13 protein-coding genes are annotated in these 14953 nt (G+C 31.2%); 2 read left to right on the forward strand and 11 right to left on the reverse strand.

The window, feature by feature from the left end; translation table 11 throughout:
• Positions 1-26: 26 nt before the first annotated feature.
• The 4 genes from KQI18_RS04070 to KQI18_RS04085 all read right to left on the reverse strand — a co-directional run bounded on the left by KQI18_RS04070 (position 27) and on the right by KQI18_RS04085 (position 4659).
• Complete coding sequence (locus tag KQI18_RS04070) at positions 27-1247, reverse strand: Zn-dependent hydrolase (RefSeq protein ID WP_216466405.1); 1221 nt, start codon at positions 1245-1247, stop codon at positions 27-29.
• 90 nt (positions 1248-1337) lie between these two features.
• On the reverse strand, positions 1338-2591 hold the full coding sequence (gene preA, locus KQI18_RS04075) for an NAD-dependent dihydropyrimidine dehydrogenase subunit PreA (RefSeq protein ID WP_216466406.1): 1254 nt from the start codon (positions 2589-2591) through the stop codon (positions 1338-1340).
• Positions 2584-3828, reverse strand: coding sequence for an FAD-dependent oxidoreductase (locus tag KQI18_RS04080; protein WP_216466407.1), 1245 nt, complete (start codon positions 3826-3828; stop codon positions 2584-2586). The genes preA and KQI18_RS04080 overlap by 8 nt, the downstream gene beginning before the upstream one ends.
• A gap of 351 nt (positions 3829-4179) precedes the next feature.
• Complete coding sequence (locus KQI18_RS04085; RefSeq protein ID WP_216466408.1) at positions 4180-4659, reverse strand: DUF1097 domain-containing protein; 480 nt, start codon at positions 4657-4659, stop codon at positions 4180-4182.
• Positions 4660-5456: 797 nt separating this feature from the next.
• Between KQI18_RS04085 and yjeM the strand changes: the two genes are divergently transcribed.
• The gene (gene yjeM / locus KQI18_RS04090; protein WP_216466409.1) at positions 5457-6956 is read left to right on the forward strand and encodes a glutamate/gamma-aminobutyrate family transporter YjeM; all 1500 of its coding nucleotides are present in this window, start codon (positions 5457-5459) and stop codon (positions 6954-6956) included.
• Between the two features lie 123 nt (positions 6957-7079).
• Here yjeM and KQI18_RS04095 read toward each other — a convergent pair whose 3' ends face one another.
• The 6 genes from KQI18_RS04095 to KQI18_RS04120 form a co-directional block, all read right to left on the reverse strand.
• Positions 7080-8063 carry a lipoate--protein ligase gene (locus KQI18_RS04095; protein WP_216466410.1) on the reverse strand — a complete coding sequence of 328 codons (984 nt, stop codon included), beginning with the start codon at positions 8061-8063 and terminating at the stop codon, positions 7080-7082.
• The gene (gene lipA / locus KQI18_RS04100) at positions 8060-8947 is read right to left on the reverse strand and encodes a lipoyl synthase (RefSeq protein ID WP_216466411.1); all 888 of its coding nucleotides are present in this window, start codon (positions 8945-8947) and stop codon (positions 8060-8062) included. The genes KQI18_RS04095 and lipA overlap by 4 nt, the downstream gene beginning before the upstream one ends.
• 249 nt (positions 8948-9196) lie before the next feature.
• Positions 9197-10003 (reverse strand): DUF169 domain-containing protein, encoded by an 807-nt coding sequence (locus KQI18_RS04105; protein WP_216466412.1) that lies wholly within the window; start codon positions 10001-10003, stop codon positions 9197-9199.
• A gap of 8 nt (positions 10004-10011) precedes the next feature.
• The gene (locus KQI18_RS04110) at positions 10012-10671 is read right to left on the reverse strand and encodes a methionine ABC transporter permease (RefSeq protein WP_216466640.1); all 660 of its coding nucleotides are present in this window, start codon (positions 10669-10671) and stop codon (positions 10012-10014) included.
• A 54-nt stretch (positions 10672-10725) separates the two neighbouring features.
• On the reverse strand, positions 10726-11529 hold the full coding sequence (locus KQI18_RS04115; protein ID WP_216466413.1) for a MetQ/NlpA family ABC transporter substrate-binding protein: 804 nt from the start codon (positions 11527-11529) through the stop codon (positions 10726-10728).
• Positions 11530-11596: 67 nt separating this feature from the next.
• Positions 11597-12559 carry a methionine ABC transporter ATP-binding protein gene (locus tag KQI18_RS04120; RefSeq protein ID WP_216466414.1) on the reverse strand — a complete coding sequence of 321 codons (963 nt, stop codon included), beginning with the start codon at positions 12557-12559 and terminating at the stop codon, positions 11597-11599.
• A 445-nt stretch (positions 12560-13004) separates the two neighbouring features.
• On the opposite strand from KQI18_RS04120, the gene KQI18_RS04125 reads away from it, so the two are divergent.
• Positions 13005-13835 carry an EFR1 family ferrodoxin gene (locus KQI18_RS04125; RefSeq protein WP_216466415.1) on the forward strand — a complete coding sequence of 277 codons (831 nt, stop codon included), beginning with the start codon at positions 13005-13007 and terminating at the stop codon, positions 13833-13835.
• Between the two features lie 237 nt (positions 13836-14072).
• Here KQI18_RS04125 and KQI18_RS04130 read toward each other — a convergent pair whose 3' ends face one another.
• Positions 14073-14678, reverse strand: a complete 606-nt coding sequence (locus tag KQI18_RS04130; RefSeq protein ID WP_216466416.1) for a TerD family protein — start codon at positions 14676-14678, stop codon at positions 14073-14075.
• Between the last annotated feature and the right edge of the window lie 275 nt (positions 14679-14953).

A 14953-nucleotide genomic window follows, 5' to 3' on the forward strand; every position in this document is an offset into this window, starting at 1 on the left:
TTACCTCCAAATTAGTTTAGAATCTATTACTTCTTATCTACATCTAAAACTGTATGCAAAAGTACATTTGCACCTTTCCAACAGTTTTCTACAGGAGTGTATTCTATTTCACAGTGGCTGTGTCCATCCACACTCGGAACAAATATCATAGTTGTCGGAAGCACATCTGCCAAATATTGTGCATCATGTCCAGGCCCGCTGTACAATCTCATATTGCTGTATCCAAATTCTTTGGCATTTTTTTCTACGGAGTCTACTAATTCTTTATTAAAAGGAGTAGTTTTTCTTCTCCAATTTAATTTAAAACCTACTTCACATTTCTCAACTTCTTTAGGTATTTTTTCTACAATATCTACAACTTGTTGTATAACATCTGGATTTTGATGTCTTGAATCTAACGAAAAACTTACATCATCTGGGATAACAGTATGTACACCAGGTTTTACATCCATTCTACCTGTAGTGTAAACTAATTTGCTATCAAGTTTATCCAGCTCGTCATGTAGATACTGTATAACTTTACATGCAGCATAAAGTGCATCTTTTCTATATGGCATTGGTGTAGTTCCTGCATGGTTTGCTTGACCTTTAAAGTTTATTTCGTAGTTTACCATACCTACTACACCTTCAACTACACCTATGTCTTGTTTCTTATCCTCTAGTACAGGACCTTGCTCAATATGTAGTTCTAAAAGCGCTCTGTACTTATCGACTGTCATTCTATTTGATTCATCGCCTTTGTATCCACTGGCTTCTAGAGCTTCTTCAAACGTAGTTCCTTTTTTATCCGCAGAAGCCATCATTTTAGCCTTATCGAATTTACCACTTATAACTCCAGACGACATCATAGCTGGTTCAAATCTAGCGCCTTCTTCATTTGTCCATACTACAACAGTTATAGGATGGCGATGTGGTATCTTTTCAGTAACGATAGTTTCAGCTACTTCCATAGCTGTGAGTACACCTAAAACACCATCATAATTACCACCTTGAATTACAGAATCAAGATGAGATCCCATAGCTATCGCTGGAAGTCCTTCTTCTCCAGGAATAGTAGCATAAATATTTCCCATATCATCAGTTTTTATTTCCATGCCAAGGGCTTTGCATCTCTTGCAAAGTTCTTCTCTGGCCTGAATTGCTTCTGGTGACAGCGACAGCCTTGTTATTCCACCTTTGCCTGTGTCACCAAATTTACTAAAGGTAACTATTTTGTCTTCCATTCTTTCTTTACTGCAAGTTATCATGCTAAGCACCACCTATATAAAGATTAATTTCAGAATTACCATTTTTTAAAACTTTTGATTTTTAATATTATGCATTTCAACTGTTATTTATTAACCATAAATTTCTTGAAGCTTCACGTCTCTTACTTCTCTTCCCTCTTTAAATTTGACTTCTCCTGGAGTTATACATCCAAGTACTGGACAGACATTTAAACATAAGTGACAACCTACACAGTTATCATTTATACTAGGCTCCCTATTTTCAGAGTTCCAGTCGATTGCTTGGTGTCCTGCATCATAACATGATACATAACATCTACCACACTCAACACATTTATCTTTATCTATCTTAGGGACTACCATAAAATCTCTATCTAATTCTTCTGCTGGAATTATGTTAGGTAGTGCAGCCCCTACTAAGTCTTCAAGTTTGTCTACTCCTCTTTCTTCCATATAATAAGACAGACCGCTTATCATATCCTTTACAATTCTATATCCATACTGCATAACGCTTGTAGTTACTTGGAGATTTGAAGATCCTACAAGTAAAAACTCTAATGCATCTTGCCAAGTCTCAATTCCACCTATTCCACTTATCGGAGTATCTTTAGTCTCAGGGTGAGTTGCTAGATTTGTCACAAATCTAAGTGCGATTGGCTTTATAGCTGCTCCTGAGTATCCAGATATAGATGATTTTCCGTTTACTACTGGCATAGCAGTCATATTTCCTAATTCTAAATTAGTAATCGACTTAACTGTATTTATTGCTGATATAGCCTTCGCTCCACCCTTTATAGCCGCAATTGCAGGAACTTCCATATTACCTATGTTTGGAGTCATTTTAGCTACTACTGGTAAATGAGTTTGACTTACTACTGCTTTAGTATACTTATAAACTAAATCTGGGTCTTGGCCTACATCAGAACCCATTGCACTAGTAGTCATCTGAGGACAGGAGAAATTACATTCTATAATATCAGCTCCAGCTTCAGTTACTAATTTAGATAGTTTTTCCCACTCTTCTACTGTACTTCCCATTATACTTACAGCCATCACTTTGTTAGGATAATCTTTTTTAAGTCTTGAAATGTACTCTAAGTTTACATCAAGTGGCTTATCAGATATCTGCTCCATATTTTTAAAACCAGTCCATACAGTAGACTCTTTGCTACTTATATCAAAACGTGGAGAACATTCATCTGCTATAAATATCCCAATAGTCTTATAAAAAACTCCTGCCCAACCTTCATCAAATGCCTTAGCAATCATATCGTAATTGCTACATACTGGAGAAGATGATAAGAAAAAAGGATTTTCGCATTTGACACCTAAAAATTCTATAGATAAATCTTTTTTACTAGCCATATACTTTTACCTCCTTTTTATCTAAGTAGTTTTCTATTTCTGAAGCCACAGCCTTACCTTCTGCAACAGCTTGAACTACCGTATCACCAGAATTCACAAAATCTCCTGATGCAAATATTCCCTCTTCTAATTTAAAATCTTTAAACTCTTCTGATACATCTTGTCCAATTGCTACTATTAATGTATCTGCTTTTATATTAAGTTCTGAATACTCATCTCTTGATTTAAAATTTAGACCAATTAATTTTCCAGATTCTGAGATTGTTTTTTCTGGTCTAAAAGGAGTTATTATTGATACTCCCATACTTTGTACTATATCTAGCTCATCTATATTGGCAGGAGCTTCAGCAATACTTCTTCTATATACAATAGATACATTTTTCGCCCCTATTTGCTTAGCTGTCATAGCACAGTCCATGGCTACGTCTCCACCACCTATAACTACAACATATTCGCCTATATCTATTTTTCCGTCGCTTTCTCTTGCATCTTTTAAGAATTCAAGTGCACTTATAACACCTTTTGCACTGTAGTCTATATTACTCTCATCAACTTTTTTAGATTCTGACAGACCCACACCAATGTGAATCGCATCAAAGTCATTTTTAAGATCTTCAATTCCCTGTTGACCATCTATCTTTTTATTCAGAACAAAATTTACACCTAGAGATTTAATTTTTTCAATATCAAAGTCTACTAATTCTCTATTAATTCTAGATGGATTTATTCCGTATGTAAGTATACCTCCAATTTTATGCTCTGCTTCAAACACAGTTACTTCATAACCTTTTAATGCAAGCTCTGCTGCACAAGTTAGAGAAGCAGGTCCTGAACCTACACAGGCTACTTTTAAATCTTTTTTTACTTCTGGTGATTTCAGTATTTCCATATCGAATAATTTCTCTTGTTCAATAGCAAATTCTTGTAATTTGCCTATTTGTATCGGTTTATCAATTCCTGTTCTGCTACATGCACCTTCACATAACTTGTCATGCGGACAAATCAGGCTACAGCTACCTCCTAGAACATTATTTGTCCTAATTGTTTCTGCTGCACCCTTAACATTTTTAAATCTTATTGATTGAATAAAACTTCCTGGATCAGTTTCTGCAGGACAACTTTTGCTACATGGTGCATCATGACATAACAGACAACGTGATGCCTCTTCCATAGCTGTCCTAGTGTTGAATTTTTCAGTCAAAGACTCTTTGTACTTTAGATCTAATACTTTTGACATTCTAATCCCCCTTATTATAAGATTTTTCTATATCTTAAAATATAGGACCTGTCTCCAAAAATATTACTAATAAAAAATAATCAAATTCAAACAAAACATTTTACTGTTAATAGACAGTTCCTAAATATTTTATATAGCAACTATTTGACTTGGATCTATTCTTAGAATATTTATAAATCTTTATAGATTTTGTAGATATGTTCCTCGATGATATTCAAAACGTTTGTATTTTACTTTGTTTTTCATTTTTATATATTATAGATAAATCTAATATTACAAATTACTAAATACTTATTTTTGAATAACCTGTTGATTTTGATAGATATGTAGTTTATTGATATTTTATTGCATTTAATCTGCTTCTTTAGGTGTATGTTCTGCTTTCCCAAACATTGCATATAACCAATCTCCACTCTTGTCACATGCGATTCCTAATATAGCACCACAGATAAGAGTAATAACTAATACTTGCCAATTTCCATCAGCTGCAAATGTTGAAAAACAACCAACGAAACTGCCTGGTATAAACGCTAGGTACTTAAATCTTCCAGCTATACACATAACAAATGTTAATAGACCACTAAATACCATTAAAGATCCCGCAAACGGGAACAAATTGCATAAAGTGATTATAGCCATACCACATAATACACCAAACATATTTTGTCTAATGGTAGTTAAAACTCCTTCTAATCCATGTTTTCCTGAAGCAAAATAAGTCGTACAACCTGCAAATCCTATCCATGCCAATAATCCAATAGGACCACTTATGTACGACCATACCCCACATAGGATTCCCGTCGTGATACTTAAAGCCATTAATTGAGTCATTTCTACATCCTCCTTAATATTATTTTTGAGTGTAGCAACTTTCAAAATATAAGCTAAAATTTAATGTTTACATAATTTAAATAATCTAATAATTACAAATATAACAAATTTATTAGTTAATTATAGCACATCCATATCTAATTATCCAAGGCAAGTTGTTAATTTTTTATTACTAAAAATTCGTTATGTATTTTAGATTGTTTTAACAATACTACATACCATTTGTAGCTTTATAATATATAAAATTTATATAAAAATACTTAAAAAAATTAAGTTTTAAATTTTTTTATATATCATATTCTACTGTATACTGTATTCTATTATCCATTGAAAAATTCTATATATTAATTTAAATTTTTTTACCAATCTAGCAACTAATTAATTATCAATTTCTTTAAGTGTTGCTACAAAAAATCAGATAAATTAAGTGTTAAATATTATTGGTTATTAATTTTTTATAGTTATACTTAAAAATTTTTTCACCAATATTAGAAAATTTAATACAAATTTAAATATTAAATCTTTTTGGCTTATTTACATTGTTTACAATTACTATTTCTGCTGATATAATTTAAATAAATATACGATAGTGTAAAAACACTACAATAAATTATTCACATGCCATAATGAAATGGGTACAAAAATAAAAAGGAAGTGATGATAAATATGGTGGATAACGTTTTCTTCATTTAATTTAATCTAGGGGATTTATTTAAGATTCAAAAGATTTGTTTAAAATTTAATCATAAGTATTATATTAAGTTTGAGAAGATAATCTCAAATGGAAGGAGTATATTATGAACGATAATGAGAAAAAACTTACCTTAATGTCATTAATTTTAATGATATTTACATCTGTATTTGGCTTTACAAATATAACTAGAGCCTACTTCCTAATGGGATACTCTGCTATTCCATGGTACATCCTTTCAGCACTTACATTCTTTATACCTTACGCATTTATGATTGCTGAATTTGGTGCTGCTTTTAGAAAAGAGACTGGTGGTATTTATTCTTGGATGAATAAGTCCGTCAACTCCAAATATGCATTTATAGTTACATTTATGTGGTACACATCTTATATAATTTGGATGGTTAACGTTTCAAATGGTATATGGGTTCCATTTACAAATCTAATATTCGGTCAAGATATGACATCTAGTTTTGCTTTTATAGGATTATCTGCACCAAAAGTAATAGCTTTACTAGCAATTCTGTGGATGCTAGCCATAACATTCATAAGTAGTAAAGGACTTGATAAAATACAAAAAGTAACAACAGTTGGTGGTACTTTCGTCGCACTTATCAATGTTGTTTTAATTGTCGGGGCAATTTTAGTACTTATATTTAATAAATTTGAATTAGCTCAGCCTATAACAGCTACTGCATTTACAACTTCTCCTAACGCAGCTTATCAAACACCGTTGTCAATTTTCTCATTCTTGGTGTTTGCAATATTTGCTTATGGTGGTCTTGAAGTTGTCGGTGGTCTTGTTGATAAAACAGAAAATCCAGAAAAAACTTTCCCTAAAGGTATAACTCTAGCAGCTATAGTAGTTGCTGTTGGATATTCAGTGGGTATACTATGTGTTGGTTTCTTCAGTAATTGGAGTAAAGATTTATCTGGAGATACTATCAACATGGCTAACGTAGCATATTTAACTGTTGGTAACTTAGGATATTATTTAGGAGATTCTCTAAACCTAAGTCAAGGCGTTTGTCTACAATTAGCTATGTGGTTCTCTAGATTTGTTGGACTTTCAATGTTCTTAGCACTTACAGGAGCATTCTTTACACTGATTTACTCTCCTATAAAACAACTTATTGAAGGTACTCCTAAAAAAATATGGCCAGAAAAATTAATAAAACTGGATAAGAATGGAATGCCAGTAAATGCAATGTGGGTACAATGTTTTATAGTTGTTATAATCATCGCCATAACATCATTTGGTGGAGATACTGCTTCTAAATTCTTGGATTCTTTGATACTAATGTCAAACGTAGCTATGACTCTACCTTATATATTTATAGCTCTTGCATTTATTCCATTTAAGAAAAAAGAGGATCTAGACAGACCTTTTGTAATATTCAAATCAAAAGGTACTGTACTATTTGCTACTATAATAGTAGTTATTACTATAACATTTGCCAATGTGTTTACCATTATTCAGCCGGTACTAGAAAATGGAGACTATTTCTCTACTATACTCCAAATAGCTGGCCCAGTTATATTTACTGTAATTGCATTATTGCTTTACGGTAGATACGAACGTAATTATTTGAAAAAACAACAATAAAATTAATTGTTAAATATCCTAAAAAAGAGCCAGATTATTTTATAGTAATCTGGCTCTTTATATATATGTATTTATCCTTGTATATATTATAAACAGGCTCGCTTCATAAAAAGCAGTATAATATTAAATTAAACAATTTAGTATTTCATTACTGCTAACACCATGAATATAGTATCCAGCATTTAATTCATCTAGCCTTAATTCTAATTCATCTTTTTTATATTTGATTCCGACTAAACCATCTTCTAAATTTTCAACATCTCTTACTGAAAAAAAATCACCATATATTTTACATTCTTTTATAATTCCATTTTCAATATTTAAGTTGAACTCTACTTTTCCACCTTTAAATCTACTTGCTCTTGATATTGAATACTTTGGTGATTTACCATAATTCCATTCCCAAGTATTAAATTTACTATCGTATAATTGTTTTATAGATTCTTTATCATAATCAGTTAAACTATATATATAAAAATCACCGTCTAATAATTCATCTAACATAACAGATTTAAATTCATCTGGAGTTAACTTAATATCAATAAAATCAGATATATTAGCCACTCTAGACCTAATTGACTTAACCCCTTTAGAGGATATCTTTTCTTTTGACACCTTAAGACCATAGGTCATAGCATCGATATCTGCATCAAATAGGATAGATCCATGATGTACCATGCTTTTAGATTTCATAAATTGAGCATTACCACAAATTTTTTTGTTATTTACTAAGATATCATTTCTTCCTGTTAATTCAGCCCTAACACCAACTTTTTTAAGTGCTTTGATAACAGGATCTACAAAACTTTTAAAATCTATATTTTCCCTTTCATAGTCTTTTACAATAAAAGAAAACTGCCAAACTCCTGGATCGGTATAGATTGCACCCCCACCTGAATTTCTTCTAACTACTTGCATGTTATTTTTATCTATATATTCTTGATTTATTTCTTCTACAGTATTTTGAAATCTTCCAATCATGATAGTCGGATTGGTTCTCCAAAACATAAACATAGCTGGAAAGTCAATTCTATCACTTGTCGCTAGATACTCCTCAAGAGAAAAATTGTATAAAGGATCTAGTGAGTCACATGGAACGTAGATCATATTAAATTCTCCTCTTTATTTCTTATTTCAAGAGCTTCAGCAGCATTATACGAACTTCTAACAAGCGGACTACTTGCAACAAATTTAAACCCTCTCTGCAGGCCTTCGGATTTATATATCTCAAACTTCTCTGGAGTAACATATTCAACTAAATCAATATGTTTTGATGATGGTTGTAAATATTGGCCAATTGTAAGGATGTCACAGTCAGTTTTCAATATATCATCCATAAGTCCATAAACTTCATCATCTTTTTCTCCAAGTCCGACCATGAACCCTGTTTTTGTAAGCATGTTGGGATCTTTCTTCTTGACGTAATCGAGCACAAAAAGAGACCTTTCATAGTTTGCTTCAGGTCGTACTGTATCATAGAGCCTTTTTACTGTTTCTACATTATGATTAAGCACATCTGGCTTTGCATCGACGATCATATCTAAACTTTCTATATCTCCCTTTAAATCAGGTATTAGTACTTCGATAGTCGTATCTGGACATAGATGCCTAACTGCTTCTATCACTTTTACGAATTGATCTACACCACCAAATTTCAAATCATCCCTTGTGACACTAGTAACAACCACATGCTTTAAATTTAACTTCTTCACGGCCTCAGCGACATGAATCGGTTCCATAGGGTCTACGTCTACTGGTAGATCGTGAACCACATTACAAAATCTACAATTTCTAGTACATTGACTTCCCAGGATCATAAAAGTAGCAGTATTTTTCTTATAACATTCCCCCATGTTTGGGCAATTTGCTTCTTTACATACAGTATTTAATGATAACTGATTCATTAAATTTCTAACATTACGGACAGCATTATGATTGTATTTAACCCTAAGCCATTCAGGTTTTCTTTCCCTATTATTTGTATTGCGCATTAACATCCTCCTTCTACCTATATGGCATTTAAATTATTATCTATATATATTATAATATATCAATTTTTTATTTTCTGCTTCTATACTAAAAAAAGTTTCTCAACTAATATATTTTATCCATTGGTAGTATCGTAACATAAATAAACATTATAATACTGTATATTTAAATTGCAAAGTATGTTGTCTAATAATATAAAATAAAAGACCTAGCAGAAATATTCTCTAGGTCCTTACTTTATATTAATATAATTATTCGTCTTTCTTCAGTGTATATACATTTCTATAGTAGTTTTCATTTAATCTAATCTCAATCCCATCAGAATTAACATTGTTACCCTCTAGGCTCTTAGATATTAATTCCTTTTTATTGTTTGGCTCTACAGCATTAAGTGTCCCAATAACACCTTCTATAATGTCATTTAAGAAATGAAATGGAAAGCCTACACCCATTTCCCCTTCATCCCATCCACCTACAGCTCTTGTTCCTGAGCAAAGAAGCGATAAATTAATAGTGTTCTTTACATACGGAACTGCTGTTAACTCTGAACAATATGCTTGATTTCCTGAAATAGTGAAGTTATTGTGAATCCCATTATTAAATGTATGAGCTTGTACAATTCTCATAGCTATATATGGTGTAACCACCATAAGTACAACATCAGGATCTTCTTCAAACTCGGACAGTGGACCAACTGCAAAACCTCTAACTTTGTGATTACAGAAAGTAATTTCGTTTGCTACTTTTTTGCTTATCAATAAGTTTTTGTATATATTTAAATTTCTTCCGTATTCTCCTGACTTAAAATCGTCTGATATTTCCATAAGGCCTAAAGCTCTGGCCGCTCCAGGGCAATTTATATTCTTGATTGTCGCTTTCATCGCAAGTCCTGATGTAATTGCCTTCTTAACCATAAGGCAGTAAGTCATTCTTCCCTTTACTTCATCGCACTTAAAATTATTGTAATCATCATCATTTACTAAAAACTTCACAGCGATTGGCGATCTTTCCAAATCAAGTAGTGAAGATAGCAAATTAGTCTTTTCTCTAATACTCATAAAATCACCTATTTCAACTTTTTATAAACAAAATTTCCTGTCAATTGTATAGCTTCTACCAGAATTAAGATAATAAATACTGAAAAATACAGTATGAAGTTATTAAAACTTTGGTATCCATAATTTAATGCGACCGATCCCAAGCCTCCAGCGCCTACTGCACCTGCTAATGTACTAGCAGTTAGAAAGTTGATAGTACATAGAGTTATTCCTGAAAGAATTGCCGGAAGTGATTCTTTTATCATGTAGTGTACTATTATTTGAATATTAGTTGCACCAAATGATTTTGCCACTTCGATAAGCTGTTTGTCTACTTCAAGCAGACAGTTTTCAATAACTCTTGCAATAAATGGTATTGCAGCTATGGTAAGTGGAAATATCGCTGCTTTCTCTCCAATAGTGGTACCTACAAGAATCTTTGTAATCGGTGAAATAGCGACAATTAAAATTATTATCGGAAACGCTCTTATTATATTAATTAAAAAATCTAATATCTTATATACTTTTGGTCTCGGTTTAAGTCCATTATTAGGTCCATATAAAACTAATATTATTGCTAATACAAAACCAAATATGCACGCAAGAACCATAGAAATCATAGTCATTCTAATAGTAGCTCCGACTGATGGTAAAATTATTTTTTGTATATAATCCATCCAAAGTTCCATCTTACTCAATTTTACCACTCCTAATCCTTACAATTTTTTTAAATTTGTTTAAAATTATTTATTGTATTGTACTAATGTTCCATCGTACTCTTTTTCAAACCAAGTTTTGAATTCATCACTAGAAATATATTTTTGAGCTTCTTTAACCCAGTCTTTATCTTTATTCTCTTCGTTAACTGTAAGCCCTACAGGGAAGTCTATTGTTGTCTTATCTTCTTCTATAAAACTATTTGGATCTAATCCAGCCTGCTGTACTCTTATTGCAGGACATATTACTGCATCAACATCATTTAAGCTTCTTGCTATAGTAGCTACATCAGTCTCATAGAATTTTATATTTTTAGGATTTTCCTTTATATCTAGAATTGTATAGAATTCACCTTTTTTCTCACCAAGTTTTAATAAACCTAGATTTTCTAAGAATTTCAGTGAGTTTTCTGTATTAGTCGGATCATTTGCAATACCTATAGTCATATTTTCAGGAAATTCATTTACATTTTTGTATTTAGAAGAATACATAGCAAATCTGTAATATGCTATATGAGGATCAACAACTGTAAGTTTAGAGTTGTTTTCTTTATTAAATGTATCTATCCATGGTTTATGATTGTGAACAAAACCAGATAAATCACCATCTTTTGCCGCTATTGCTGCAGCATTATTTGCATCGAATAAAACAGTCTCTGCAGTAAAACCTTCTTTATTTAAATGATCTTTAATCTTTGTTACTATTGGTTCAGTTGTGCTCATAGAACCTAGTGTTATCTTCTCTTCTTCTTTTTTACCACAAGCTGTTGCTGTTACCATAACTGCTAATGCAAGTACAAATGTTAAAACCAAGCTTAATCTTTTTTTCATGTCTTTTTCTCCTATTCTTTTAATGTTTTATTTTAAATTTACTTAATAATTTACTAACTCAAAATTACTAAACCGCTATACTAAATTGTATTCCTTTGTCTTCAAGATACTTACTAAGCACATTTAGATCATCTGAATTTAGGTTAATTATAAATGATCCATTTACTTCATCTCTATACTTATCCATTGAGCCCCATACGATTCTATACCTTATATTTGTATCTCTTGATATATCAGAGATAATATACTTATCTTCTGAATTTTTAATGACAATCTTCAAGTTGATACCATCATCCGGAAGAATCTCATTGTCATCTTTGCCAAGTAATTCTCTAAGCTCTTTTGGTTCATTCATAAATACATCAGTAACTTCACCATTGGTAATAAGCTCTCCATCTTTAAGCAAGGCCATCTTATTGCATACCTTTCTTACAACTTCCATTTGATGAGCTACTACAATAACAGTAAGTTCAAATTCTTCATTGATTTTACGAACTAAGTTTAATATAGAATTCGCTGTATTGGGGTCAAGTGCTGATGTTGCCTCATCAAATAAAAGTATCTTAGGATCAAGAGTTAAGGCCCTGGCGATAGCTACTCTTTGCTTTTGACCTCCACTTAGCTCTCTAGGTCTACTATCCATCTTTTCGGTCAAACCTACTAATTCCAAGAGTTCCTTTACCTTTTTATCTATAACATCTTTATCGTATTTACAACACTTCATTGGCAGCGCAACGTTTTCATACACTGTTAACCTCTCTAAAAGTGAAAATTGTTGAAATACCATACCAATGTTTTTTCTAAACTCCATTAATTCTTCAGCGTTTAAGTTCTTTAAATCGACATCATCTACTATAAGTGTGCCGCTATCGTATTCTACTAAACCATTTATACATCTAAGTAGAGTTGATTTTCCAGCACCACTCACTCCAACGAGCCCATAAATATCGCCCTTTTCTATATTAAGATTGATATTTTCAAGAATTACATTATTATCATATGATTTTTTTAAGGCCGCAATTTTTATCATTTAAAACCCCCCTTAAACAAGCAACTGCCTTATTTATAATATCACACTAAACTTGCTGTATATTATAATTTATTTCTATATAACAAATCTTCTGAATAGATTTTGACTATATATCAGTATATTAATAATTTTTGGGGATTTTGGTTTAAGATTTATATTCCTGAACGAAAGCAATTGCAAGGTTTGTAGTATTTTGTCGACTTTTTATTGTATTAAGAGTAATTTTTTTATTAGGTTTTAAAAACAGAAAATTTAAATAAATTTTTTATTGGTAAATTTATACAAATAAATAAAAATAATTAAATTGAACTTATAACTGTTATCTAATCAAATTTGTGATATACTTTCATCAAATAATTATAAAAATTAAAAAGGAACAATTTGTAGTTAAATTAAAATTATTATTATTTATATTAGATACATTTTTTAATTCAAGGAGGCTAAAATGCAAATTAAAAGAGTACTTTCAGTATATTTTAGTGCGACAGGTACGACAAAGAAAGTAGTATCGCAAATAGCAGAAAACTTAGCAATATATCTTGGCGTAAAATGTGAAACATTTGACTTTACTTTAGCAAAAATGCGAACTATTGAAATAAAAATCGAAAAAGAAGATCTTGTAGTATTTGGAACGCCAGTTTACGCTGGAAGAGTACCTAACGTACTTCTTAAGTACTTATCAACCATCGATGGAAATGGTGCAGTTGCAGTTCCAATTGTAGTGTATGGTAATAGAAATTATGATGATGCCCTTATTGAGCTTAGAGATATACTTGAAAAAGGAGATTTTAAAACCATAGCTGCTGCTTCTTTTATTGGAGAACATTCTTTTTCAAAGGTACTTGCAAAAGGTAGACCTGATAAAGAAGATTTGAATATTGCTTTGGATTTTTCAGAAATGCTTTTAACAAAAATCAATCAAATAGAAGATTATGAAGATATCATAGATCCAATAAATGTGAATGGCTCAGATTATCCTTATAGAGGATACTATCAACCAAGAGATAGATTCGGTAATTTGATAAATATTTTAAAAGTTAAACCCAATACAGCTGACAATTGCAATGACTGCAAGTTATGTGTAAAAGTATGTCCTATGAACTCTATAAATTATGATGATGTTAGAAGTTTTAATGGTATATGTATAAAATGTGGCGCTTGCCTTAAAATATGTCCTAAAAATGCAAAGTACTATGATGATAAAGGTTACTTGTACCATAAGAAAGAGCTGGAAGAAATGTATTCCAAGAGATTAGAACCTGAAATTTTTATATAAATAATTATATCATGAGCTTGAATAATCATATAAATAAAAATACCAAAGCCTAAAAAGTTTGAATCAATATATTTTAGATATAAACTAGATTCTGATTTTTTAGGCTTTGTGTATTTAATTACTTTATAAAACTTTTACAGCAGTCTCATATGTAAATATTTCATCTACTTGCTTTTTACCAACAACTTCCATTCTATATTGAATTGACAATTTATAACTGCATTCTCTGTAAAGAATCTATTTTCTTCCTTTAGTCCATCTCATATTCCAATTAAAAGCCTTATCCATATCTTGGTGACCTTTAAAATACCTAACTACTTTTTCAATTCCAAATGTCCTATCTTCTTCATTTGTGACCATCGCTATTGCACACATATTATGTCCATTTTTGCATTCATCTAGCTTAACAACTAAATCTGGCCCATCTTGTTGTTTTAGTGTTACAACACCATTAGTTTCAGACCAATTTGCAATCCCCTGATATATAAAAGTATATATTAATATTCTTTTTATATCTGAGAGCTTATTGCCATTTATTCTAAGGTTTTCTCCTAATGTATTTGAACCAGTTCTATCATCTCCATCTAATTGTATATATGGAATGTTGTTTAGCGAACCAAATGCATTTCCTAAAGCTTGCACACATCCTTTCTCGCCATTTTTTAATTCATATAAACATCCAAGGTCCAAATCTACCCCTTGATTTCCCATCAATTTACCAAAAATACCCTTAGGCTTTTGTGGTGTTTGGTCCCAGTTTAAATTAACTAGTATTTCACCTAAATCCTTGTTAGCTGCTTTAGTAAGATTTACTTTACTACCCTTTTTAAGTTCTATAGCCATACAATCCCTCCTTATTCTCATTTAATATATATTTCAACTTTTTTATACATATTCCTTTTATATGTTACATTTTATTATAAAATCAAACATAAAAAAGGGATTACTCGATTGTTAAATCAAATAATCCCTCTTATTTTATAAGTAATCAATCTCTAAATGGTGGGTACTAATCATAGAAACGACCTCTATGACCTAATTTGATACTTATTAATACTGAAATTTTTCTGTATAACTTTTTACAAATTTATTACCCTTGTAAGAGTTAACTCTTAAAA

Source organism: Metaclostridioides mangenotii (genome assembly GCF_018917235.1).
Taxonomy (GTDB): domain Bacteria; phylum Bacillota; class Clostridia; order Peptostreptococcales; family Peptostreptococcaceae; genus Metaclostridioides.

Bases quoted from the DNA above. Each gene is read 5' to 3' on its own strand.
- KQI18_RS04070 (WP_216466405.1), bottom strand. From the start codon at position 1,247: ATGATAACTTGCAGTAAAGAAAGAATGGAAGACAAAATAGTTACCTTT.
- preA (WP_216466406.1), bottom strand. From the start codon at position 2,591: ATGGCTAGTAAAAAAGATTTATCTATAGAATTTTTAGGTGTCAAATGC.
- KQI18_RS04080 (WP_216466407.1), bottom strand. From the start codon at position 3,828: ATGTCAAAAGTATTAGATCTAAAGTACAAAGAGTCTTTGACTGAAAAA.
- KQI18_RS04085 (WP_216466408.1), bottom strand. From the start codon at position 4,659: ATGACTCAATTAATGGCTTTAAGTATCACGACGGGAATCCTATGTGGG.
- yjeM (WP_216466409.1), top strand. From the start codon at position 5,457: ATGAACGATAATGAGAAAAAACTTACCTTAATGTCATTAATTTTAATG.
- KQI18_RS04095 (WP_216466410.1), bottom strand. From the start codon at position 8,063: ATGATCTACGTTCCATGTGACTCACTAGATCCTTTATACAATTTTTCT.
- lipA (WP_216466411.1), bottom strand. From the start codon at position 8,947: ATGCGCAATACAAATAATAGGGAAAGAAAACCTGAATGGCTTAGGGTT.
- KQI18_RS04105 (WP_216466412.1), bottom strand. From the start codon at position 10,003: ATGAGTATTAGAGAAAAGACTAATTTGCTATCTTCACTACTTGATTTG.
- KQI18_RS04110 (WP_216466640.1), bottom strand. From the start codon at position 10,671: ATGGAACTTTGGATGGATTATATACAAAAAATAATTTTACCATCAGTC.
- KQI18_RS04115 (WP_216466413.1), bottom strand. From the start codon at position 11,529: ATGAAAAAAAGATTAAGCTTGGTTTTAACATTTGTACTTGCATTAGCA.
- KQI18_RS04120 (WP_216466414.1), bottom strand. From the start codon at position 12,559: ATGATAAAAATTGCGGCCTTAAAAAAATCATATGATAATAATGTAATT.
- KQI18_RS04125 (WP_216466415.1), top strand. From the start codon at position 13,005: ATGCAAATTAAAAGAGTACTTTCAGTATATTTTAGTGCGACAGGTACG.
- KQI18_RS04130 (WP_216466416.1), bottom strand. From the start codon at position 14,678: ATGGCTATAGAACTTAAAAAGGGTAGTAAAGTAAATCTTACTAAAGCA.